Here is a 22,578-nt window from a genome sequence, read left to right as displayed (position 1 = left end):
GGAGGATCGTACTGCGAAACCGGCTCGGGGAGATACGGGGCGGTCGTTCCCTCGGAGGGATACGGGCGGTCGTCACCCGCACGCGTCCCCAGGAGCGGGCATGAGGCCGCCTTCGGGAGCGTGGCCGACGCGCCGCGGGACGATCGGGCGGTGGCCGTCACCGCCCCCGCGCCGTCGTGATCACCGCTGGGACGATGGCCAGCGCCAGGACGCCGCCGCCCAGAGCCAGGATCGGGTATCCGGCGGTGGCTGCGACCAGGCCCGAGGCCATGCCGCCGGTCGCGCCGGCGACGGCGACGGCGACGTCCACCAGGCCCTGGGTTCGGGCGCGGGTGGCCGGCGACACGGACTCGTTGATGATCGCGGTGCCGGTGACGAGGCCGAGGTTCCAGCCCAGGCCCAGCAGGGCCAGCGCGACGGCGTACAGGACGACGGACTCGGCCGGGGCGGTGGCGGCGACGACTCCGGCGGCGAGCAGGGCCAGTGCCGAGGCGGTGGCCGCCAGGCGGGGGCCGTACCGGTCGACGAGCCAGCCCGTCACGGGCGAGGGCAGGTACATCGCGCCGATGTGGATGGCGATGACGAGGCCGGAGGCGGCGGCGCCGTGGCCGTGTCCGTGCATGTGCACGGGGGTCATCGTCATGATCGCGACCATGACGAGCTGGGCGAAGACCATGACCAGCGTGCCGGCGGGCACACCGGAACGGCGTGCTTGCGGGTGCGGCCGGTCGGGTTCGGCCTGCGGCGTGGTGGCGCGGGACAGGAGCAGCGGGTCGGGGCGCAGCCAGACGACCAGGATCAGGGCGGCCGTCGCGTAGGCGGCGCCGGCGAGCAGGAACGGCCCGGCCAGGTACGGGACGCCGAGGGTGAGGGCGAGGTCGCCGGTGGGGGCGGCGAGGTTGGGGCCGGCCACGCCGCCCAGCGTGGTGGCGACCAGCACGGTGGACACGGCGCGGGCGCGGTGCGCGGGGGCCGCCAGGTCGGCTCCGGCGTAGCGGGCCTGGAGGTTGGTGGCGGTGCCCGCGCCGTAGACGAACATCGCGGCGAACAGCAGGACGGGGTCGCCCGCGACAGCCGCGGCGATGACGCCCGCGCTGCCGACGGCGCCGGCCAGGTAACCGGCGGCGAGGCCGGGTCGCCGGCCGCGGGCGTCGGAGATGCGCCCCACGGCGACGGCCGCCAGCGCTGAGCCGACCGTGGACAGCGCGCCGAGCAGGCCCGCGAGGCTGGTGGAGCCGAGCATGTCCTGCGCGAGCAGGGCGCCGACGGTCACGCCGGCCGCCAGCCCGGCCCCGCTGAGGACCTGGGCGGCGACCAGGACGATCAGGACGCGGCGCTGCGGCTGAAGGCGCGGCGGGTCCGCGGTCCGGGCGGGGACGACGTTCCTCACGCGCGGTCGCCCAGGTCCAGACGACCGGCCACGTCCTGATGACCGGCCACGTCCTGATGACCGGCCAGATCCGGGTGGCCGGCCTCCAGGCGGTCGGCCGGATCCGGGTGACCGGCCAGGTCCAGGCGGTCGGCCAGACCGGCGGCGGCGAAGGCGGCGACGAGGTCGTCCCGGCCCTCGGTGAAGTGCGCCCAGCCGTCGTAGTGGACGGGGATCACGCGGCGCGCGCCGAGGATCGTGCACGCTTCGGCGGCCTGCGCGCTGTCGAGGACGATCAGCGCGCCGTCGAACAGGACGGAGAAGCGCGGAGCCCCCGCGAACAGGATCGCGGTGTCGACCGGGCCGAAACGTCCGGCGATCTGCCTGACCGCGTCGAGCGAGGCGTTGTCGCCGCTGACGTAGACCGTGGGCAGACCGTCACCCGTCAGGACGAATCCGACGACCTGGCCGGTGATCTGCTCGACCTCCTCCCGAGGGCCGGGCCCGTGGACGGCGGGCACCCCCGTGACGGTGACCGTGCCGCCTCCGGGACGGTCCAGGGTGACGGACTCCCAGTCGGCCAGGCCCCTGGCCCCCTCCCCCAGGCGTCGCCCGCCGCCGGGCGTGGTGAGGGTGAGCGGGACGTCGGCGAGCAGGGCGCGGCCGGAGAGGTCGAGGTTGTCGGGGTGTTCGTCGTGCGAGAGCAGGACCACGTCGATGCGGCCGAGGTCGGCCGGTGCGGCGGCGGGAGGGGCCGTCTTCGTCAGCCCGCCGCCGGGCACCTGGTAGTGGCGGGGGGCGTCGAAGGTCGGGTCGGTCAGGAAGCGCAGGCCGCCGTACTCGAACAGGGCAGTGGGACCGCCGAGCGCGCGGACGGGGACGGGGGCGGCGATGGTGCCGGACATAGACGTAACCTCACGGATGAGAAGTGGCTTATCCGTGAAGGACGGTAGTGCCGTCTCACGGATGAACGCAAGCTGTAACATGAGACGCATGAGCGAGCCCCTGACCGCCGAGCCCGCGCTGCCGCCGGCGCCCGGCGCGGACGACTACCTCGCCCTCGACTTCGTCAACAGCGCGATCGCGCTGCCCGGAGGTCACTTCGTCGACCTCCTCGGCACGCCCGGCGCGACCAACCGGTGGCTCACGGAGCGCGGCCTCGCCCCCGAGGACGCCGGGGTGCAGGAGATGTGCGCGGCGCAGTTGCGCTCGCTGCGCGAACACCTCAGAGTGCTGTTCGCCGCCCGGTCCGGCGGCCTGCCCGCCCTGCCCGCTGCCCTGTCCGCCGTCAACGACGCGCTGAGCAGGGCCCCTTCCGCCGCCCTGCTGTACTGGGACGAGCGACGCGGCCCCTACCGCGCGGCGCCGTGCCCCACGAACGAGATCCTCGACCGCGCGCTCGCGACGATCGCGGCCAACGCGGCCGACCTCCTCACCGGCCCCGACGCCGACCGCCTGACCCCGTGCGGTTCCACCCCCTGCAACCGCTACCTGCTGCGCCACGGCCGCCGCCATTGGTGCTCCGTCCGCTGCGGCGACCGCGCCCGCGCCGCTCGCGCCTACGCCCGCCGCACCCACCCCAAGGCCGACTGACACGACCGCACCCACGGGTTCACCCGCACGGCTACGGCCGACCCAGCACGAGGTACGGCCGACCCAGCAGGGCCCGCACGGCTAGGGCCGACCCAGCACGGCCCGCACGCCGGGCTCCACGGCCGCGCGGAAGGCGGCGTCCAGCTCGGCGGGCGAAGCGGCGGTCCTCCCGTCCACCCACGCCCGCAGCAGTCCCATGAACGCCCCGACCACACAGACCACCATCAGGTCGAGCGCGGCCGACGCGCGCCCGCCCGCGGCGAGCAGGTCGTCTCTGACGAGCCCGGCGAGCACCTGTTCCCCGTACGCGTGCACCGTCCCGCCGCCATGCCGTCCCAGCAGCGCTCGCACGAGCCGCTCCTGCTCGCGCACATGCTCGAACATCGGCAGGCTGAACGCGAACAGCTCCCCCGGCCCACCGCCCGACGGAGGGCGCAGGAAGGCGAGCTCATCGAGGTTGCTGAGCAGGACGTCCTGCTTGTCGGTGAAGTGGGAGTAGAAGGTGGAGCGGCCCACGTCCGCGCGGGCGATGATGTCGGTGACGGTCACCGCCTCGTAGCCCTTCTCCAGGATCAGCGCCACGAGCGCTTCCTGGACCATGCGCCGCGTACGCCGCACTCGCCGGTCTCCGGACACTTTCCCACTCCCTGTTCAGTACGGCACAGCACGGCCGATCTGGTCGTTGACCCCGCACCATCATGAACGCATCATTCATAACCGAACAGGTTGTTCAACTTCGGGAGATACTGCCATGGGCCTGGGAAAGCTGCTGCACCACCATGACGAGCACGCCGAGGCGGGCGGCACCATCGACCGCCCCCGGATGTACGAAGCCTTCAGCTCGGTCGCGTACCTCGGCGGCCGTCGCGCCGCCTTCACGCGCGTGGCCACCGCCGCCCGGCCGAGAGCCGGGGATCGCGTCCTCGACGTCGGCTGCGGCACCGGCTACCTGAGCCGGATCCTGGCCCCGGTGGTCACGCCCAGCGGCCATGTCACCGGCCTCGACCCGTCCCCCGCCATGATCGAGTACGCCACCCGGCACGCCCCCGCCAACTGCGCCTACGTCACCGGCGAAGGGCAGGACCTGCCGTTCCCGGACGGCTCGTTCGACCTGGTCGTCTCCAGCCTGGCCGTGCACCACATACCCGTCGAGGCCCGGCCCGAGGCGCTGCGGCAGATGCTCCGCGTCCTGCGACCGGGCGGGCGGCTGCTCATCGCCGAGTTCCGGCCACCGGCCCACCCCCTGGCCCGGCACCTCGTCGGCGCCCTGTCCGGCCCGGCCATGCGGCATGACCCCCGCGACCTGCTCGGCACGCTCGTCCCGGACGCCGGGTTCCAGGTGGAGTCCGAGGGCGATCTGCCGTACCTGCTGTACTACGTCCGCGCCACCCGGCCGTAGACCTGTCGCACCAGGCGATCGATTTCCCTGGCCACCTGAGCGATGAGGCATGACACGTCAGAGCTGTCGTAACCAGGTTCGCGGACGGCCCACGAGAAGCTTTTGCTGAACATGTCCTCGGTGGCGATCGGCGCACCCCGCACAAGGATCAGCGTCGCCCGCGCCGCCTGGGCCTTGTTCATGGGGACGCCTGCCTCCCTTCGTCAGAACGGAACCGCCACATCCTCGCCTTCGCCTTCACCGGGACCCCGTTCAACCCATGCCCGGAAGAGTCCTGCGGCCCGGCCGAGCCCACGGCGTACACCTCGGTGGTCCCCGGCCGCAGGGCCAGCTTGTTCACCGAGGCCGACCAGCCGCTCGGGACCGGCAGCCGCTGCCTGGTCCAACGGCCGTCGCCGGACAGATGCCACAGCTCATCGTCAGCGGCCACCAGCCACATTCCGCCCTTGCCGTCCGGCTCGGCCTCCCGAGTGCCGAGACCCCAGACGCACTGCCAGCTTCCCTCCGCGAACCGCAGCCCGAACGACCGGTAGACGATCCATGGCTCGTTGTCGTCCCTGACCGGGCCCGCCTCCTCCCAGGAAGCTCGGCCGAACACCCAAGCGTGACCGTTGCCGAGGACAGCCACGTCGTCCCACAGCACGTAGGCGTCCTCCGGCACCCTCAACGACGGCATCCCGATCTTCTGCCAACCGCCGCCGTCCCAACGGGCAGCGGTGAAGTCGCCGACCGCCCAGATGTCCGCGCCGAAGCTCGCCAGCGCCCGGACCGGGAAGGACAGTCTGCCCGCCTCCAGGCGCCGCCGTTCCATCGCCGGGTCAGCTCGTGGTCGGCCACCCAGGGGCCACTGGAGGTGAACGACGGCCAGCCACCCTGCCCAGGGATGGTCTCGACCCGCCACCGCCCTGCCTCGTAACTCGCGGCATAACCGTCGTTGCCCCGCCTGCCGAACACCAAGGCGCGGTCCTTCGACTCGGCGGCCACGGTCTGGATCTCGGAGAGGTCCTCGGGGAACCCGACGGGGGTCCAGCTCAAGCCGTTCCAGCGCCACGGCACGTGCCGCCCGGACGTGTCCGCGTGGGCCGCCCAGATCGTCCCGTCCGCCGTCACGGTCGCGTCGATCAGCGCCGTCCCCTGCGCGCCTTCGGTCCAGAGCGTCTCCCAGCCGGACGGCGCGGCGGCAGGCTTGATCTCACGCTTCTCGCGGGGTGGTTCAGGACATGTCTCCGGGTCGGCGAAGACCGGCGTCAGCCGCCGGGTCGGCAGCGGCCCCGGGGATGTGAACGACGTGGGAGTGCGGGCGGTGTGCGTTCCGCCGCCGCAGGCCGTGGCCAGCGAGGCCAGTACGGCGAGTCCTGCGGCCATACGCCTGAGGGCGGGCGGAGTGATGCCGATCCGCGCAAAGACCGCCCGGCAGGCCGCGGGCATGGCGGGGCTCCTTCCCGGGCGCTTCTCCAGGAGCGAGTCAGGTCCCTCCGCTGTCGAGGCCACAAGATTCCATAATGGGGCTTGTGCGGCGGATCGGTTGCCTTGTCGCGCAATCCCACCACCGAAGCCACTGGTCCAGCGAGGCCAAAGGTGATCTTCTTCGGTGGCCGGCGGGATCATAGTCCCCGCGATCGTACGTCGCTCAGGGTCCACGGAGGCCGACCATGACGGAGGTGCCCGGCGAACAGCGCGCCGATCCCCTCGGGCATGAAGTTGGCGGCATGGATGGCGGCAGGGGTGAGTTCGATGCCATCCCAGAAACAACCGTTGGGCGCTGGAATGCCGGAACGCCCATCGCAACTGCGGCGTAGGTCGCCGTGGTCTACGAGATGGGCCACGAACACGTATTCATCGTGGTCGCTTGTCCGGTCGATGTGAAGGAGCGGACCGATCGTCACCTCGATGCCGCATTGCTCGTGCAGAACGCGTCGCAGAGCGTCCTCGAAGCTCACCGTGGAAGCGTGGCGACCGTGACCGCTCCGCTCCTGGCTCACCTCATGCCTTCGCCATAGTCGAACAACCCGGAAGCGAGCCGGCCCACGGACCGGGGGCCTGGGGGTCGGAAGACCCCCAGGCGGGGGTGTGGGGGCTTGCCCCCACGGAGCGCTGCCCGGAGCCCCGTGGCGCGAAGCGCCTTCCGCGAAGGACCATGCCTTTCGCCTTCGAAGCTCCCCCAGCAGGCGGGTTAGGCTTCGCGGTCCTCGCGCAGGACCTCGCCGTGGACGACCTTCCCGCCGCGCGCGGGGCCGGCCGTCCCCGCGTCGGGCGTGCCCGGGAACTGCTCCGGGAACAGTTGCGCGTACGGTGAGGCGGCGGCCATGCGCTTGACCCGGCGGTCGAAGAACCACGACCCGAGGCGGCGCATCAGCGGCCGGGTGAACGGCAGCACGCACAGGAACCCGGCGATGTCGGTGAAGAAGCCGGGGGTCAGCAGCAGCGCGCCGCCCACGAGGATGAGCGCGCCGTCGGCCAGCTCGCGGTCGGGCATGCGCCCGGACTCGAGGGCCTCCCGCAGGGCCCGCCAGGCGCGCCGGCCCTCGCGGCGCACGAGCCAGGCGCCGAGCAGGCTGTCGGCGATCAGCAGGGCCACGGTCGGCCAGCCGCCGATGACCGAGCCGACCTGGATGAGCAGCCAGATCTCCAGGACGGGGACGACCAGGAAGGCCAGGAACAGCAGGAGCCGCATCGTTTCCTCGATTTCAGCACACGCGCGTACGGAAGGAACAACGACCGGCGGGGCCGCCGCGTTCCGCGATCAGGTGCATCTCCTGCCGGAACGGCCATCAGGTCCCTTTCCCGCCGGAACGGCCATCAGGTCCGTCTCCCGCCGTAACCGGCCGCCGGAACGGGCGTCAGGTGCGTCTCCTGCTGAAGCGGGCCGGCAGGCCGGTGAAACCCCACACGGCGATCCGCCAGAACGCCTCCGTCATGATGCGCCGGCTCATCTTGCTGGTGCCGACGGTCCGTTCCACGAACGTGATCGGCACCTCGGCCACCCGCAGCCCGTGGCGCGCGGTGCGCAGGGTGAGGTCGACCTGGAAGCAGTAGCCCTGCGACTCGACGTCGGCCAGGCCGATCTTCTCGAGCGTCTCGGCCCGGTAGGCGCGAAAGCCCGCGGTCGCGTCGCGGACGGCGAGGCCCAGCATGATCCGGGTGTAGATGTTGGCGCCGCGCGAGAGCAGCTCGCGGGAGGCGGGCCAGTTGACCACCTCGCCGCCGGGCACCCAGCGCGAGCCGATGGCCAGGTCGGCGCCGCCGGCCAGCGCCTCCAGCAGCTTGGGCAGCTCCTCCGGCTGGTGGGAGCCGTCGGCGTCCATCTCGACCAGCACGTTGTAGCCCTCGCCGAGGCCCCAGCGGAACGCCTCGATGTAGGCGGCGCCGAGCCCCTCCTTGCCGGGTCGGTGCAGGACGTGGACGTGGTCGTCCTCGGCCGCGAGCGCGTCGGCGACCTCGCCGGTGCCGTCGGGGCTGTTGTCGTCCACGACGAGCAGGTGGGCCTCGGGCAGGGCGGCCCGCACCCGCTCGACGATCATCGGGACGTTGCCGCGCTCGTTGTAGGTCGGCACGATGATGAGCACTCGGCCAAGAGTCTCCACGATCAGCCCTTCCCCGTCCGGTCGCCTTGCCGCCTGCCGCGCCACACGGCGACGCCCACGGCCGCCACGCCCATCAGCGCGAGCGCCCACTCGGGCAGCGCGCCGACCCGGGTGGCGATCGTCTCGCGGGTGCGCACGGGCACCGTCACCACGTTCATGTCCGCGACGAGCTCGCGGGTACGCCAGGAGACCTTACCGTCAGGCGTGACGTACGCGGAGATCCCCGTGGTCGCGGCCGTCACGACCGCGCGGTTGTGCTCGACGGCCCGGATCTGCGACATCGCGAGCTGCTGGGGCGGCAGGTTGGACAGCGCGTAGGAGGCGTTGTTGGTCTGCACCACGATCGGGCTCGCCCCGGTGCGCACGGTGCCGCGGACGGTGCCGTCGTAGGCCACCTCGTAGCAGTTGACCGCGCCGACCGTCACGGGCCCCATCTTCAGGTCGCCCGGCCTGGTGCCGGGCACGGACTGCCGGCCGACCAGGCTCGCCCGATCCCACAGCGCGAGCACGATGTCCTTGAACGGGGTGTACTCGCCGAAGGGCACCAGGTTCTGCTTGTCGTAGTGGGCGCCGGGCCCGGTGACCGGGTCCCAGACGAGGCTGCGGGTGGCGCGCTCGGTGTCGCCGATGGCCACGACCGCGCCGACCAGGGTGGGCACGCCCACGGCCTTGACCGAGGCGTCGATGGTCGCGCGGGCGAACGCGTCGCGGTACGGGTCGATGTCGGTGGAGTTCTCCGGCAGCACGACGAGATCGGGGCGGGGCAGCCTGCCCGCCCGCACGGCCGCGGCCAGGCGCTCGGTCTCGGCGGAGTGGTTCTTCAGCACGACGGCCGGCTCGTCGCCCAGGGCGTACATGCCGCGGCCGGGCACGTTGCCCTGCACGATGCCGACGTTGACGGTGCGGCCCTCGTCGCCGGGGTGTGGCACGGCGAGCGTGAGCGCCGGCACCGCCACCGCGAGCGCGACCGGCGCCACCTTCCGCGCCGCCCCGGCCCGCGCGGGACGGGCGGCGTACGCCGGAAGGAGGTGGCTGACCACGGCGTGGGCCAGCAGCGCGCCGGACAGCACGACGGCGAACGACACGAGCGGGGCGCCGCCGAGCGCGGCGAAGCGCGTGTAGGCCGACTCGCCCTGGCTGAAGGCCAGCCGCGCCCACGGGAAGCCGCCGATGGGCACCAGCCCGCGCGCCCACTCCATGGCCAGCCACAGCCCGGCGAACCACAGCGGCCACCACCGCAGCCGGAACACCGGCGCCGCCAGGGCGGCCATCCCGGCGTAGAACAGGCTCTCCACCGCCACGAGCATCGCCCACACGTCGTCGCCGATGGTGCGCACCCAGGAGAGCGTGGGCACGAGGAAGACAGCGGCGGCCAGGTAGCCGAGCCAGGCGGCGCGGCGGGGGCGGGCGCCGTACAGGGAGGCGACGACGAGCGTGATGCCGAGCGGCGCGGTGATCCACCAGCCGAGCGGCGGGAAGGCGAGGTACAGCAGCACACCGCCCGCGGCCGCGGCGACCACCCGGGCGAGCAGGACGAGCGCGGGCTCCCGTGCGGGGCCTTCGGGCCGCCGCACGGCCCCCTCGGCGGAGCTGCCGGGGGTCGGGGTGCTCTCGGCCGGCTCGGCGGGGCTGCCGGAGGGCGGGGTGCTCGCGGGCGGCTCGGAGGCGGTGCCCGCGCGGTCGCCGGGCAGAGCGTCGGAACCGGGCGGAGCGTCGGACATGGTGTCCGCGGGGTCGGGGGACACGACGTCCGTGACGGCGCCCGTGCGGGCGGAGGCCGGGGTGGTGGGACGGGGGCGTGGGGAATCGCCGCCGGTGGGCGGTAGGCCCGTCCTTTCCTTCGCCACTCCGCCTGCTCCCCTTCCGCCGCGGGCGGTCCCCGCGGAGCCCCGCTGGTGCCCGGGGCGAAACGCGTTCTTGCCGAAACGGTACCGCTCCTGGGCGACCGTGCGGTCGCGAGGCGCGTCCCCCTCCGAGAATAGGGGTCCCAGGCAGGGGGAACAGCCCCGTGCCGGGGCGTGGCGACGGGCGGGCGGGGGGCGGATCGCGGGTGGCGAGGCTGGGAGCGGCTGGGTGATCCCCGGTCAGACGGAGCCGTGGGACCACCCGGCGCTGATGGCGATCCTGCGCACGAGAGCGGGAAGAGGGCCCGGAAACCCTTCGGACCGGACCCGTCTCGTCGGCGGCGAGCGCGGAATTCCGTTGTCTACTGGGCTACCGGGCCCGTCCCGGGTCCAACCCCCCGCCCGGCTGGGGTGCCCCGACTCGACGGACCGACGGCCCTGCACCTGGCTGTGTGGACGGAGTCACGCTCCGTCACGGACGCAGGATCCGACGATGTCAGAGACGGCCAACCGGCCAAGTCCCGTGCTGGACTGCGCAGCAAACTACCGACTCCACCTCAGATGTCAACCGTGTCCCGATCAGCGGGAACATCAAGTTTTCGCAGGTAGGACATGCTTGGCCTGCCGCCCCCAAGCGCCCTAAAGACCATTTGTCGGTAGATGTCCTTGCGGCTAGCGGCCCGCCTGTCCCCGCGCCGGCAGGCCTTCCAGCGGCTCTGGCAGCGGCTCCTCGTGGACGACGCCCAGCCGGCGCGTGGCCCGGGTCAGCGCGACGTACAGGTCGTTGAGCCCGCGCGGCGACTGGGCCACGACGCGGCCCGGCTCGGCCACGATCACCGAGTCGAACTCCAGCCCCTTGGCCTCCGCGACGCCCATGACCGCCACCGGTGCGTCGAGGGCCGCCGCTCCCCCGCTGCGGCCGGAGCCGGGCGCGACGACGACCGCGCCGTCCACGGCCCGGGAGACGGCCTCGCCGATGGCGGCCAGCAGCGCGTCGGGCGCGACGACGGCGACCTTGCCCCCCTCGGCGGCCTCCGCCTTGACCAGCTCGGGCAGCTCCGCGAGCGGCGCCGCCCACGGCCGCGCTCCGGTCTCGCGCACCGAGGCGGGCGGCTCCAGCGACGGGTCGATGGCCGCCAGCACCCGGGCGCCGACCTCCATGAGCTCGACCGGGGTGCGGTAGTTGACGGTGAGCCGCTCCTGGCGCCACCGCCCGGCCACGTACGGGTCGAGCACCTCGCCCCAGGAACGGGCGCCGGCCGCGGACCCGGTCTGGGCGACGTCGCCGACGATGGTCATCGACCGGGTCGGGACGCGCCGCATGACGGCCCGCCACGCCATCGGCGACAGTTCCTGCGCCTCGTCCACGATGACGTGCCCGTAGGCCCAGGCGCGGTCGGCGGCGGCGCGCTCGGCGGTGGTGAGGTAGGGGCCCTCGCCGCGCTGGCGCTCGGCCAGCCGTTCGGCCTCCATGACGTCGGACAGGCCGGTCAGCTCCAGCACCTCGCGCGCGTAGGCCAGCTCGGCCTCACGCTCGTGCTCCTCGGCCCGGCGGGCGGCGGCCAGCTCCTCCTCGGCCTGCAGCGCGGTGGCGCGCAGCACCTGCTCGTCGATCTCGCCGAGCAGCTCGGCGGCCTCGTCCAGCAGCGGCACGTCCGACTCGGTCCAGGGGGCGCCGCCGTCGCGGCGCAGCAGCGCGCGTTCCTCCGGGGTGAGCGCGGCGGCGGCGTGGCCCAGCCGTTCGGGCGAGCCGTACAGGCCGAGCAGCAGCCGCTGCGGGGTGAGGTACGGCCACAGCCGGTTGAGCGCGGACTTGACCGCCGGCTCGGTGCGCAGCTCCTCGCGCAGGTCGGCCAGCTCGTCCTCCTCGATGAGGCCCTTGCCGAGCTTGCGGGCGGCCTGCCGGGCGAGGGCGTTGAGCAGCGAGCGGACGAAGACCGCGCGGGCCTGGTTGTGCGGCCGGCGCGAGCGGGTGGCCTTGTTGCGGGCCGCGTCGAGCATGGCGCGGTCGATGGTCAGGGCGTGGCGGCCGAGGTCCAGCTCGATCGGCTTGCGCGGCACCCGCTGCCGGTCGCGGACCGCCCGGGCGATCACCTCCGCCATCCGCGCGTCGCCCTTGACCGCGGCGACCTCGGGCCGCTCGCGGGCGGTGGCGGTCAGGCCGGGGTAGAGCTCGCCGACCGTGGACAGCAGCACGTCGTTCTCGCCGAGAGAGGGCAGGACCTGCTCGATGTAGCGCAGGAACGTCGGGTTGGGGCCGAGGACGAGGACGCCGCGCCGCTCCAGCCGTTCGCGGTGGGTGTAGAGGAGGTAGGCGGCGCGGTGCAGGGCGACGACGGTCTTGCCGGTGCCGGGGCCGCCCTGGACGACGAGGACGCCGTTGAGGTCGGAGCGGATGACGCGGTCCTGCTCGGCCTGGATGGTGGCGACGATGTCGCGCATGCGGCCGGTGCGCTGCTCGTCGAGCGCGGCGAGCAGCGCGGCCTCGCCGTTGAGCGTGGCGCGGTCGTCGTCGCTGAGCGCGTCGAGGTCGAGCAGGTCGTCGTCGACGCCGACGACGACGCGGCCCTTGGTCTGCAGGTGCCGGCGGCGGGTGAGGCCCATCGGCGCGGCCGGGGTGGCGCGGTAGAAGGGCTGCGCGACGGGCGCGCGCCAGTCGATGAGCAGCCGGTCCTGCTCGTCGTCCGTCATGCCGAGCTTGCCGATGTAGAGGCGGCCCTCCTCGACGTGGTCGAGGCGGCCGAAGACCAGGCCCCGCTCGACCGCCCACAGCCGGGCCAGCCGGGAGGCGTACATGCCGGCGAAGGTGTCGCGTTCGGAGCGGTTCTGCATCGTTCCCACGGCACCCGTGGCCAGCACCTCCTTGAGCTGACGCTGGGTGCGGTCACGCAACGTGTCGAGCCGCTCGTAGAGGCGGGCGACGTACTCCTGCTCCCTGGCGAGCTCCGTTTGACGGGTTGCCGCCAGACCATTATTGTTGTTAATGGGACACTCCGGGCCATTCTGCTTGTTGTTGCGACAAACGACGACACTAGCACGCCTGTTGAGGCACTCCCATCTTTCCGCGCCATCCCCTCGCCCAGGTACGGTCACGGCTTGGTTGCGGCTCTTGACCAGGACCCCGCCGACTCCTTACGTTCGCATTGAGTTAGGAAAGTTTCCTAACTCCTAATGCCGAAGGAGCCCACGTGAGCGGTCCGGTCCCCGGGACCCCGAGTCTGCTGCGCGCCATCAACGACCGCGCCGCCCTGCGGGTCCTCCTGGACCGCGGGCCGCTCACCCGCCCCGAGATCGGCACCCTGACCGGCCTGTCCAAGCCGACGGCCTCCCAGCTCCTGGCCCGCCTCCAGGAGGCCGGCCTGGTCGTCCTGGACGGCGTGCGCGAGGGCCTGCCGGGCCGCACGGCCGAGGTCTACCGGATCAACCCCGCCGCCGCGTACGTGGGCGCGCTCGACGTCACCCCGGACCGCATCGAGGCGCGCGTCGCCGACATCACCGGCACCGTCGTCGGCGAGTACACCCTTCCCACGCCGCGCCGCCCCGGCGGCGAGCTGGTCGAGCGGCTCAACGCGGCCCTGGAGGGCGCGAGCCCGCCCGGCCCACTGCGCCAGGTGGTCATCGGCGTCCAGGCCGCCCTGGACCCGTCCACGGGCGCCCTGGGGTACGCCACGGCCAAGGACATGCCCGGCTGGCAGATCCCCGGCCTCGTGCCGGCGCTCTCGGAGGGGCTCGGCGTGCCCGTCGCCGTGGAGAACGACGTCAACCTCGCCGCGCTGGCCGAGCAGGCCCACGGCGCCGCCCGCGGCCATCCCGACTTCGTGCTGCTGTGGGCCGACGAGGGCATCGGCGCGGCCGTGGTGCTGGGCGGGCGGCTGCACCGCGGCGCCACGGGCGGCGCCGGCGAGGTCGGCTACATGCCCACGCCCGGCGCGCCGACGGCCCGCGAGGCGGGGCGCTACGCCAACCACGGCTACCAGGCGCTCACCGGCGGCCCCGCCGTCCTGCGGCTGCTGCGCTCGTACGGCGTGCGCGGCGCCGACTTCCGGCAGGCCATCGCCAACGCGGTACGCGCCGCCGAGTCCGCCACGGCAAGACGCGCGGCCGAGTCCGCCGCAGCACAACGCACGGCCGAGTCCGCCACGGCAAGACGCGCGGCCGAGTCCGAGGCGCGGCGGGCCGAGGACGCCCGGGCCGGCCTGCGCGACATCGCCGCCCGCCTCGCGGTGGGCCTGGCCGCGATCACCTCCGTCCTCGACCCCGGTCTCATCGTGCTGGCCGGCGGCATGGTGATGGCCGGCGGCGAGACGCTGCGCGAGCTGGTCGAGCACGAACTGCACGCCCTCACCATCCCCCGGCCGCGGCTGCGGCTGTCGTCCGTCGAGGGCGGCCCGGTGCTCGCCGGCGCCCTCGACCTCGCCCTCGACCTGGCCCGCGCCGAGGTCTTCGGCTTCACGCCGGACAACGCGCGGGCCGGCGCGACCCCGTTGTGAACTCCACCGTCCCCCCATGATCAGGAGGCACCCCCCGTGCGCATCGTCCCCCTCGCGGTCGCCGGGCTCACGGCCCTGGCGCTGACCGCCTGCACCGCGGGCAAGGAGGCGGCGCCGTCGCTCGGCGCCCGCCCCGGGCCCGCCGGCTCGGCCGCGAGCTCCCTCCCGGCGGCCACCCTCGAACTGTGGCACGGATTCTCCACGCCCGCCGAGGTGAAGGCGTTCGAGGACGCCATCGCCGGATTCAACCGGAAGTTCCCCCAGATCACCGTCAAGGCCGTCAAGGGCGTCCAGGACGACCAGATCACCCAGGCCATCCGCGGCGGCAAGGCCCCCGACGTGGCGGCCTCGTTCACCACCGACAACGTCGCCCAATGGTGCAGGTCGGGATCGTTCCAGGACCTCACGCCCGTCATCGCGCAGGACGGCATCGACCTCGGCGTGCTGCCGCAGGTGGCGCGCACCTACACCGAGTACGCCGGCAAGCGCTGCACGCTGCCGCTGCTGGCCGACGCGTACGGCCTCTACTACAACAAGGCCCTGATGAAGGGGAACCCGCCGCCCAAGACGCTGTCGGAGCTGACCGCGCTCACCAAGAAGCTCACGGTGCGCGACGCGAACGGCGACATCAAGGTGGCCGGTTTCATCCCGAGCTTCCAGTACTACGAGAACTCCCCCAGCCACCTGGCCCCCATGGTGGGCGCGAAGTGGTACGACACCGACGGCACCTCGGCCATCGGCTCCGACCCGGCGTGGAAGGAGCTGCTGCGCTGGCAGAAGGACCTCGTCGACTGGTACGGCTACGACAAGCTGGAGAAGTTCCGCAAGGGCCTGGGCGACGAGTGGGGGTCCGAGCACCCGTTCCTCACCGGCAAGGTCGCCATGATCGTGGACGGCGAGTGGCGCAACGCGATGATCGCGGGCGACCCGAAGGCCAAGGACATGGACTACGGCACGGCCCCGATGCCGGTCTCCGACACCAGGCCGGAGCTGTACGGCAGCGGCTTCACCGCCGGCACCGTGATCGGCGTGCCCAAGGGCGCCAGGAACCCGCGGCAGGCGTGGGAGCTGGTCAAGTACCTCACGACCGACACCGACTCCCTGGTGACGCTGTCCAACGCGCTGCGCAACGTGCCCACGACCCGGGCCGCCATGGACTCGCCGAAGCTCACCAAGGACGCGAACTTCCAGACGTTCCTCGACATCTTCGCCCACCCGAAGACCTCGACGCTGCCGTCCGCCGTCAACAGCGTCTTCAACCAGGAGGCGCTGGCCACGTTCCTCACCAAGTGGGAGAAGGGCGCGGTGCCCGACCTGGACGCCGGCCTGAGGTCCGTGGACCGGCAGATCGACGACAAGCTCAAGCTGTCGGGGAGCTGAGCGTGGCGTCCGTCGCATCGGCCGCGCCGTCCCGGTGGCGGCGCCGCGAGGGCCTGCGCGCCCTCGTGTGGCTGTCGCCGTGGCTGGCCGGCGTGTCCGTCTTCTTCGTCTACCCGCTGCTGGCCACCGTCTACTTCTCCTTCCACCACTACGACCTGTTCACGCTGGAGTGGGCCGGCCTGGACAACTACCGCTACCTGCTGCGCGACCCCCGGGTGGTGACCTCGGCCAAGAACACGCTGTGGCTGGTGGCCGTCATGGTGCCGGTCCAGACGCTGTTCTCGCTGGGGCTGGCGCAGCTCGTGGTCCGGCTCAAGGCGGGAGTCGGCCTGTTCCGCACGATCTTCTACCTGCCGTCGCTGGTGCCGGTGGCCGCCGGGACGATCACGTTCGTGTTCCTCATGAACCCCTCGACGGGGCCGTGGAACCAGTTCCTCGCCCTGTTCGGCGTCACCGGCCCCGACTGGTTCGGCGACCCGGCCTGGTCGAAGCCGAGCCTCACGCTGCTGTCGGTGTGGAGCTGCGGCCAGATCGCGGTCATCTTCATGGCGGCGCTGCTGGACGTGCCCCGGCACCTGTACGAGGCGGCCGCGATCGACGGGGCCGGCCCGTGGCGGCAGTTCCGCAGCGTGACGCTGCCGTCGATCGCGCCGGTCCTGATGTTCTCGGCGGTCACGGGCGTCATCTACGCCGTGCAGTACTTCGCGCAGGCGATGATCGCCTCCCGGGTGGCGTCGGGCGTGACCGACTCGCCGGGCAGCACGTTCACGCCGGGCTATCCCGACGAGTCGCTGCTGACGCTGCCGCAGTGGCTGTTCCAGGCGGGCTTCCGCGACTACCAGATGGGGTACGCCTGCGTGCTGGCCCTGGTGCTGTTCGCCGCGTCGATGGTGTTCACGCTGCTCCTGCTGTGGCAGTTCCGCCGTTCCGAGGGGGCCGCATGAGCGCCACCGTGACCGCTCCGACCCGTCCCGCCGCCGCGCCGCGGCCCCGCAAGGCGGGGACCGCCGCCCGCCGCAGGCGGATGCTGGTCTGGATCGCCCAGCACGCGCTGGCGATCGTGCTCGCGCTGATGTTCCTGGCGCCCGTGGTGTTCCTGGCGCTGACCGCGCTCATGACCGACGAGCAGGCGCTGACCAGCGACCTGTGGCCCCGGACGTGGAACTGGGACAACTTCGCGACCGTGTTCGCCAAGTCGCAGCTGCTGCGCTGGACGGCCAACACGCTGCTGTACGCCGGCCTCGGCACGCTGTTCACGCTCGTGTCGTCCGTGCCGGTGGCCTACGCCCTGGCCCGCTTCCGCTTCCGGGGGCGGCAGGCGGCGTTCCTGCTCGTGGTGGCGGCCATGATGCTGCCTCCGCAGGTCGTCGCGGTGCCGGTCTACCTGGTGTGGGCGCGGCTCGGGCTGACGGACACGCTGTGGCCGCTCATCCTGCCGATGCTGTTCGGCGACGCCTTCTCCATCTTCCTGCTGCGCCAGTTCCTCGTGACGATCCCGCGCGAGTACACCGACGCGGCCCGGGTGGACGGCTGCTCCGAGCTGCGCACGCTGGTCAGCGTGATCCTGCCGATGGCCCGCCCGGCGATCGCCGCCGTCGCGCTGTTCCAGTTCTTCTACTGCTGGAACGACTACTACGGGCCGCTGCTGTACGCGGGCGTGCAGCAGGAGGGCTGGACCCTGTCGCTGGGCCTGGCCACCTTCAAGGCGTTCCACAGCGTGCAGTGGAACCTCACCATGGCCGCCACCCTGTTGGTGACGGCCCCCATCATCATCGTGTTCTTCTTCGCCCAGAGGGTCTTCATCGAGGGCGTGACGCTGACAGGAGTCAAGGGTTGAAACTCGCCGTGGTCGGGGGCGGCTCGACGTACACGCCGGAGCTCATCGACGGGTTCGCGCGGCTGCGCGACGTGCTGCCCCTCACCGAGATAGCGCTCATCGACCCCGATGAGCGGCGCCTGGGCCTGGTGGCCGGGATGGCGCGGCGCATGCTGGCGCACGCCGGGCATCCGGCGCGGGTGACGGCCGGCTCGTCGGTCGAGGAGGGCGTCGCCGGGGCGAGCGCCGTGCTGTTCCAGCTCCGGATCGGCGGTCAGGCCGCCCGCGAGGTGGACGAGACGCTGCCGCTGCGGTGCGGCTGCGTCGGACAGGAGACGACCGGCGCGGGCGGCCTGGCCAAGGCGCTGCGCACGGTCCCGGTCGTGCTGGACATCGCCGAGCGGGTGCGCCGGCACGCGCCGGACGCGTGGATCGTCGACTTCACCAACCCGGTCGGCATCGTCACCCGGGCGCTGCTCGACGCCGGACACCGCGCCATCGGCCTGTGCAACGTGGCGATCGGCCTCCAGCGGCGCGCCGCGGCGGCGCTCGGAGTCGCGCCGTCGCGCATCACGCTCGACCACGTGGGGCTCAACCACCTCACCTGGCTGCGCGCCCTGCGCCTCGACGGGGCCGACGTGCTGCCCACGCTCATCGACGCGCACCTGAAGGAGCTGGCCGAGGGGGCGGGCCTGCGTCCGGAGCTGATCCGGCGGCTCGGCGCGGTCCCGTCGTACTACCTGCGCTACTACTACGCGCACGACGAGGTGGTGGCGGAGCAGCGGACCGCGCCGCCGCGCGCCGCCGAGGTGTCCGCCGTGGAGGCGCGCCTGCTGGAGCTGTACGCCGACCCGTCGGTGGTCACCAAGCCGGAGGAGCTGGAGCGGCGGGGCGGCGCCTTCTACTCGGAGGCGGCCGTGGACCTGCTGGCCGCGCTGCTCGGCGGCCGGGAGGACGGCCCGCCCCAGGTGGTCAACGTGCGCAACGGCCGGACGCTGCCGTTCCTGCCCGAGGAGGCGGTGGTCGAGGTGCCCGCGTCCGTCACCGCCGCCGGTGCCGTGCCGCTGCCGGTGCGGCCCGTCGAGCCGCTGTACGCGGGGCTGATCGCGCACGTCTCGGCGTACGAGACGCTGGCCCTGGAGGCGGCGCTGCACGGCGGCGCCGACCGGGTGCGCGACGCCCTGCTCGCCCACCCGCTGGTCGGCCAGGACGCGGTCGCCGAGGAGCTGACCGGGCTGCTGCTGGAGGCCAACCGCGCCCACCTGCCGTGGACGGTGGGCCGGTGACCCGCCGCAGGCTCCTGCTCGCCGTGGACGGCGGCAACAGCAAGACGGACGTGGCGGTGGTCGCGGAGGACGGCGAGGTGCTGGCGACGGCGCGCTCGGGGCCGTTCCTGCCGCACAGCGCCGGGGTGGCGGCCGCGGTCGGCGAGATCGAGCGGGCCGTGCGGCAGGCGCTGGCCGCTCTGCCGCCGGGCGAGGGCGGCGGCGGGTTCGACCACGTGGCCGCCTACCTGGCGAACGCCGACCTGCCGGTCGAGGAGGAGGCGCTGGCCCGGGAGCTCGCCGCCCGGGGGCTCGGCCCGGACGTCGTGGTCCGCAACGACACGTTCGCGCTGCTGCGGGCCGGTGCGTCGGCGCCGTGGGGCGTGGCGGTGGTGTGCGGCGCCGGCATCAACGCGGTCGGCGTCTCCCCCACCGGCGAGATGGCCCGCTTCCCCGCCCTCGGCCGGATCAGCGGCGACTGGGGCGGCGGCGGGGGCCTGGGCGAGGAGGCGCTGTGGCACGCCGTGCGCGCGGAGGACGGCCGCGGCCCCGCCACCGCGCTGGCGGAGGTGGTCAAGGAGTGGGCCGGGACGGACACGGTGGAGGAGCTGGTCCTGGGCGTCCACTTCGGCCGGGTGGACGGGGCGCGGCTGCACGAGCTGGCCCCGGGGGTGTTCGCCGCCGCCGCGGCGGGCGACGCGGTGGCCGTGGAACTGGTCGAGCGGCAGGCCGCGGAGGTGGTGGTCATGGCCGAGGTGTGCCTGCGCCGTCTCGGCCTGCTGGAGACGCCGGCGGAGGTGGTGCTGGGCGGCGGGGTCCTGCGGGCGCGCGACCCGCTGCTGACGGCGCTGCTCGACGCGGGGTTCGCGGCGCGGGCGCCGCACGCCGAGGTGGTCGTGTGCGGGGTCCCGCCGATCGTGGGGGCCGCTCTGAACGGGCTGGAGCGGCTGGGGGCGACGGAGACCGCCAAGGCCCGCCTGCGCGCCCGCTACGAGCCTCAGGGGGCCGCCGGGCGCCTGGCGGGTGTCACCGGCCCGGCATGACCGGCCTGGCGGGTGTCACCGGCCCGGCATGACCGCTGTCATGCGCAACCGGTGACAGCGTGGACTGCCCCGGCCGGGCCGGGAGGATCATGCTGACGGCATGACACCTTCCTCCATCTCCCAGCCGGGGCGCGGCGCCGCAGGGGCGCGCCGCGCCGCGCGTCCTGGCCGGCGCGCCGCCGCCGGCGCCGTGGCGGGCGCGCTGGTCCTCGCCGCCGCGCTCGCCCCACCCGCCCGGGCCGCCGCCGGTCCGGACCCGGCGTCCCCCGCGCCGGCCACGACCCTCGTCCCGGCACCGACTGCGCCGACGGCGGGTCTCGACCCCGAGTCGCCGTCCCGGACCACGGCCGCGGGACTGGACCGGGCGGCGCTGCGGCGCACGCTCGACGCCGTCCACGAGGCCGGCATGTACGGCCTCTACTCGCAGGCGCGCGACGGCGGCCAGGTGTGGCGCGGCGCGTCCGGCGTCGCCGACGTGGTCACCCGCCGCCCGGCGCGGCCCGACATGCGCCACCGGGTGGGCAGCATCACCAAGACGTTCACCTCGGCGGCGATCCTCCAGCAGGTCGAACGCGGCAGGGTCGAGCTGGACGCGCCGGTGAGCCGCTACCTGCCGGGGCTGATCCCTGGGGAGCGCGGCGACCGGATCACGGTCAGGATGCTGCTCAACCACACCAGCCACATCGGCGACTACATCGCGGGCGCGTTCCCCTCGCTGCTGGAGGGCTCGCCCGCGAGCCTCGACGCCAACCGCTTCCGCCGGTTCGCGCCGGAGGAGCTCGTGCGCCTCGGGCTGGCCGCCGAGGCGACCGGCGAGCCGGGGGCGCTGCCCGGAAGGTACTCCAACACCAACTACGTCATCGCCGGCCTGCTGCTGGAGAAGGTGACCGGCGAGGACGCCGAGCGGGTCATCACCCGCGACGTCATCCGCCGGGCCGGGCTGCGCGACACGTTCTTCCCGGCCACGCCGCGCCTGCCGGCGCCGTCGTCGAAGGCGTACGAGTCGCTGTACGGGCTGATCGACCCGCCTCGTGACTACAGCGTGTACGACATGTCGTGGGCGAGCACCGCGGGGGCGCTGGTGTCGACCATGGACGACCTCAACCGGTTCTACCGGGCGCTGCTGCGCGGCGAGGTGATCGGGCCGGAGCGGCTCGCCGAGATGCGCGCGACCGTGCCGGTGCTGGCGGGCGGCGGGCAAGTGGACTACGGACTCGGCCTGTACACGGTGGAGCTGCCGTGCGGCCGGTTCTGGGGGCACGACGGGGGCGTCTTCGGCATGACGACGCAGTCACTGGTCAGCGAGGACGGCCGCCGCGAGCTGTCGTTCGGCCTGAACCTGGCGAAGTACCAGCGGATCGGCGAGGACGGCACGATCGAGCCGAGCCCGATCGACTACGCGGTGGGCGACCACATGATGGTCGCCCTGTGCGGCCAGGTCCCCCGGGCGCGCGCGGCGCAGCCCTTCCTGCCGCTCGCGGTGGACCGGATGCCGGTCCGCCGCTGACCCCGCTCAGGCCGTCGGGTGGCCGACGGCCTCCGCGGCGATCTCGGGGGCCCGGTGCTCGTACGGCGTGCTGAGAACGACCGTGGTGCGGGTGGAGACGTTGGCCGCGGCGCGGATCTGCTGGAGCAGGTCCTCCAGCGCCACGGGCGAGGCCACCCGCACCTTGAGGATGTAGCTCTCGTCGCCCGCCACGCTGTGGCACGCCTCGATCGCGGTCAGGTGGGCCAGCCGGTCGGGGGCGTCGTCCGGGGCGGCGGGGTCGATCGGCTTGATCGACACGAAGGCCGTCAGCGGCAGCCCGATCGCGTCGTGGTCGATGACGGCGGTGTAGCCGCGCACCACGCCGCGCTTCTCCAGGCGGCGCACCCGCTGGTGGACGGCGGAGACCGAGAGCCCGGTCTCCCTGGCCAGGTCGGTGAAGCTCATCCGGCCGTCCTTGGCCAGCAGCGTGACGATCCGGCGATCGATCTCCTCCATCGGTCAAAAATAGCCCGTCGAGGTCACGACATGGTCCCGACCGGGGTGGCGCCCCGGCGCATGGCGTGCTCGACGAGCGTGATGAGCACCTCGCGACCGGAGTCGCGGCGGCGGGCGTCGGTCATCACGATGGGGATCTCCGGCTCCAGGTTGAGGGCCTGGCGCACCTCGCCGACCGTGAACTCGCGGGCCCCGTCGAAGCAGTTGAGCGCCACGACGAACGGCGTGTCGCGCTGCTCGAAGTAATCGATGGCGGGGAAGCAGTCGGCCAGGCGGCGCGTGTCGGCGAGCACCACGGCGCCGAGCGCCCCCATGTTGAGGTCGTCCCAGACGAACCAGAACCGCTCCTGGCCGGGCGTGCCGAACAGGTAGAGCATGTAGTCGCCGCTGATCGTGATGCGGCCGAAGTCGAAGGCGACGGTGGTGGTGGGCTTGCCCTCGATGCCGGCCAGGTCGTCGATGTGCTGGCCGATCTGGGTGAGGATCTCCTCGGTGCGCAGTGGCCGCGTCTCGGACACGGCCGTCACCATCGTGGTCTTGCCCGCGCCGAAACCACCCGCGATCAGAATCTTGATCGCGGTGGGCAACCGCCACCGATCAGAACGACCGAAATCCATCGAGCACCGCCTGTACATCCCTTCGCGGGCAGGCCCTCGCCATGCCGCGCGCGCACAAATCCGCCCTGGGGAGCCTTGGTCGGCGGAGGCCTGTCAAGGCGCAAGAAGAGGTCGATCTACATGCCTGGCACCGGTCACCCTAGCAACGCCTCAAATTCCACTCAAGTCGCAAAGCGCCTCAGAGATCAATATGT

General features: G+C 73.2%; 21 protein-coding genes. 9 read left to right on the top strand and 12 right to left on the bottom strand.

The annotated features are described in order from the left end of the window. Positions 1-157: 157 nt before the first annotated feature. Positions 158-1,390 carry an MFS transporter gene (locus HD595_RS35645; RefSeq protein WP_253776872.1) on the bottom strand — a complete coding sequence of 411 codons (1,233 nt, stop codon included), beginning with the start codon at positions 1,388-1,390 and terminating at the stop codon, positions 158-160. Next, positions 1,387-2,274: an MBL fold metallo-hydrolase gene (locus tag HD595_RS35640; protein ID WP_253776871.1), complete on the bottom strand. Its 888-nt coding sequence runs from the start codon at positions 2,272-2,274 to the stop codon at positions 1,387-1,389. Before HD595_RS35640 ends, HD595_RS35645 begins: the two co-directional genes overlap by 4 nt. An 88-nt stretch (positions 2,275-2,362) precedes the next feature. Here HD595_RS35640 and HD595_RS35635 point away from each other — a divergent pair, with 88 nt between their 5' ends. Continuing rightward, positions 2,363-2,962, top strand: coding sequence for a CGNR zinc finger domain-containing protein (locus tag HD595_RS35635; RefSeq protein ID WP_253776869.1), 600 nt, complete (start codon positions 2,363-2,365; stop codon positions 2,960-2,962). Between the two features lie 81 nt (positions 2,963-3,043). On the opposite strand, the gene HD595_RS35630 is transcribed toward HD595_RS35635, so the two are convergent. Continuing rightward, positions 3,044-3,598, bottom strand: coding sequence for a TetR/AcrR family transcriptional regulator (locus HD595_RS35630; RefSeq protein WP_253776867.1), 555 nt, complete (start codon positions 3,596-3,598; stop codon positions 3,044-3,046). Between the two features lie 115 nt (positions 3,599-3,713). On the opposite strand from HD595_RS35630, the gene HD595_RS35625 reads away from it, so the two are divergent. After that, positions 3,714-4,361: a class I SAM-dependent methyltransferase gene (locus tag HD595_RS35625; RefSeq protein ID WP_253776865.1), complete on the top strand. Its 648-nt coding sequence runs from the start codon at positions 3,714-3,716 to the stop codon at positions 4,359-4,361. Here HD595_RS35625 and HD595_RS35620 read toward each other — a convergent pair. The 7 genes from HD595_RS35620 to HD595_RS35590 form a co-directional block, all read right to left on the bottom strand. Further along, positions 4,337-4,543, bottom strand: a complete 207-nt coding sequence (locus HD595_RS35620; protein WP_253776863.1) for a hypothetical protein — start codon at positions 4,541-4,543, stop codon at positions 4,337-4,339. The genes HD595_RS35625 and HD595_RS35620 overlap by 25 nt on opposite strands. After that, the gene (locus HD595_RS35615; RefSeq protein WP_253776861.1) at positions 4,540-5,172 is read right to left on the bottom strand and encodes a hypothetical protein; all 633 of its coding nucleotides are present in this window, start codon (positions 5,170-5,172) and stop codon (positions 4,540-4,542) included. Before HD595_RS35615 ends, HD595_RS35620 begins: the two co-directional genes overlap by 4 nt. Before the next feature lie 793 nt (positions 5,173-5,965). Continuing rightward, positions 5,966-6,301: an NUDIX hydrolase gene (locus HD595_RS35610; RefSeq protein ID WP_253776859.1), complete on the bottom strand. Its 336-nt coding sequence runs from the start codon at positions 6,299-6,301 to the stop codon at positions 5,966-5,968. A gap of 233 nt (positions 6,302-6,534) precedes the next feature. Then, the gene (locus HD595_RS35605) at positions 6,535-7,035 is read right to left on the bottom strand and encodes an FxsA family protein (RefSeq protein WP_253776857.1); all 501 of its coding nucleotides are present in this window, start codon (positions 7,033-7,035) and stop codon (positions 6,535-6,537) included. Positions 7,036-7,201: 166 nt separating this feature from the next. Then, positions 7,202-7,927, bottom strand: coding sequence for a polyprenol monophosphomannose synthase (locus HD595_RS35600; protein ID WP_425566347.1), 726 nt, complete (start codon positions 7,925-7,927; stop codon positions 7,202-7,204). 20 nt (positions 7,928-7,947) lie between these two features. Further along, positions 7,948-9,792: an apolipoprotein N-acyltransferase gene (lnt, locus tag HD595_RS35595; RefSeq protein WP_253776855.1), complete on the bottom strand. Its 1,845-nt coding sequence runs from the start codon at positions 9,790-9,792 to the stop codon at positions 7,948-7,950. Positions 9,793-10,461: 669 nt separating this feature from the next. Continuing rightward, positions 10,462-12,621, bottom strand: a complete 2,160-nt coding sequence (locus HD595_RS35590; protein ID WP_253781421.1) for a HelD family protein — start codon at positions 12,619-12,621, stop codon at positions 10,462-10,464. A gap of 356 nt (positions 12,622-12,977) precedes the next feature. Here HD595_RS35590 and HD595_RS35585 point away from each other — a divergent pair, with 356 nt between their 5' ends. From HD595_RS35585 to HD595_RS35550, 7 genes are all read left to right on the top strand, one after another. Continuing rightward, positions 12,978-14,279, top strand: a complete 1,302-nt coding sequence (locus tag HD595_RS35585; protein ID WP_253776853.1) for an ROK family transcriptional regulator — start codon at positions 12,978-12,980, stop codon at positions 14,277-14,279. A gap of 36 nt (positions 14,280-14,315) precedes the next feature. Then, positions 14,316-15,659, top strand: a complete 1,344-nt coding sequence (locus HD595_RS35580) for an extracellular solute-binding protein (RefSeq protein WP_253776851.1) — start codon at positions 14,316-14,318, stop codon at positions 15,657-15,659. A 2-nt stretch (positions 15,660-15,661) separates the two neighbouring features. Continuing rightward, the gene (locus tag HD595_RS35575) at positions 15,662-16,603 is read left to right on the top strand and encodes a carbohydrate ABC transporter permease (RefSeq protein WP_253776849.1); all 942 of its coding nucleotides are present in this window, start codon (positions 15,662-15,664) and stop codon (positions 16,601-16,603) included. Continuing rightward, entirely contained in the window at positions 16,600-17,496 is an 897-nt protein-coding gene (locus HD595_RS35570) for a carbohydrate ABC transporter permease (protein ID WP_253776847.1), read from the top strand. Before HD595_RS35575 ends, HD595_RS35570 begins: the two co-directional genes overlap by 4 nt. After that, positions 17,493-18,761, top strand: coding sequence for a 6-phospho-beta-glucosidase (locus tag HD595_RS35565; RefSeq protein WP_253776845.1), 1,269 nt, complete (start codon positions 17,493-17,495; stop codon positions 18,759-18,761). Before HD595_RS35570 ends, HD595_RS35565 begins: the two co-directional genes overlap by 4 nt. Further along, positions 18,758-19,783 (top strand): N-acetylglucosamine kinase, encoded by a 1,026-nt coding sequence (locus HD595_RS35560; RefSeq protein ID WP_253776843.1) that lies wholly within the window; start codon positions 18,758-18,760, stop codon positions 19,781-19,783. Before HD595_RS35565 ends, HD595_RS35560 begins: the two co-directional genes overlap by 4 nt. Positions 19,784-19,883: 100 nt before the next feature. Then, entirely contained in the window at positions 19,884-21,290 is a 1,407-nt protein-coding gene (locus HD595_RS35550; protein ID WP_301309683.1) for a serine hydrolase domain-containing protein, read from the top strand. 6 nt (positions 21,291-21,296) lie between these two features. On the opposite strand, the gene HD595_RS35545 is transcribed toward HD595_RS35550, so the two are convergent. Then, positions 21,297-21,767, bottom strand: a complete 471-nt coding sequence (locus HD595_RS35545) for an Lrp/AsnC family transcriptional regulator (protein ID WP_253776839.1) — start codon at positions 21,765-21,767, stop codon at positions 21,297-21,299. A 23-nt stretch (positions 21,768-21,790) separates the two neighbouring features. After that, positions 21,791-22,384 carry a GTP-binding protein gene (locus tag HD595_RS35540; RefSeq protein WP_253776837.1) on the bottom strand — a complete coding sequence of 198 codons (594 nt, stop codon included), beginning with the start codon at positions 22,382-22,384 and terminating at the stop codon, positions 21,791-21,793. Positions 22,385-22,578 lie beyond the last annotated feature (194 nt).

The organism is Nonomuraea roseoviolacea subsp. carminata (assembly GCF_024172185.1).
Classification (GTDB): domain Bacteria; phylum Actinomycetota; class Actinomycetes; order Streptosporangiales; family Streptosporangiaceae; genus Nonomuraea; species Nonomuraea roseoviolacea.
Note: the sequence above shows the minus strand (reverse complement) of the source record. Positions and strands in the feature narration are given on the sequence as shown.

Coding starts and splice junctions, on each gene's coding strand:
- HD595_RS35550 (WP_301309683.1), top strand. CDS start 19,884: ATGACACCTTCCTCCATCTCCCAGCCGGGGCGCGGCGCCGCAGGGGCG.
- HD595_RS35540 (WP_253776837.1), bottom strand. CDS start 22,384: ATGGATTTCGGTCGTTCTGATCGGTGGCGGTTGCCCACCGCGATCAAG.
- HD595_RS35635 (WP_253776869.1), top strand. CDS start 2,363: ATGAGCGAGCCCCTGACCGCCGAGCCCGCGCTGCCGCCGGCGCCCGGC.
- HD595_RS35605 (WP_253776857.1), bottom strand. CDS start 7,035: ATGCGGCTCCTGCTGTTCCTGGCCTTCCTGGTCGTCCCCGTCCTGGAG.
- HD595_RS35625 (WP_253776865.1), top strand. CDS start 3,714: ATGGGCCTGGGAAAGCTGCTGCACCACCATGACGAGCACGCCGAGGCG.
- HD595_RS35640 (WP_253776871.1), bottom strand. CDS start 2,274: ATGTCCGGCACCATCGCCGCCCCCGTCCCCGTCCGCGCGCTCGGCGGT.
- HD595_RS35620 (WP_253776863.1), bottom strand. CDS start 4,543: ATGAACAAGGCCCAGGCGGCGCGGGCGACGCTGATCCTTGTGCGGGGT.
- HD595_RS35570 (WP_253776847.1), top strand. CDS start 16,600: ATGAGCGCCACCGTGACCGCTCCGACCCGTCCCGCCGCCGCGCCGCGG.
- HD595_RS35545 (WP_253776839.1), bottom strand. CDS start 21,767: ATGGAGGAGATCGATCGCCGGATCGTCACGCTGCTGGCCAAGGACGGC.
- HD595_RS35590 (WP_253781421.1), bottom strand. CDS start 12,621: ATGCAGAACCGCTCCGAACGCGACACCTTCGCCGGCATGTACGCCTCC.
- HD595_RS35615 (WP_253776861.1), bottom strand. CDS start 5,172: ATGGAACGGCGGCGCCTGGAGGCGGGCAGACTGTCCTTCCCGGTCCGG.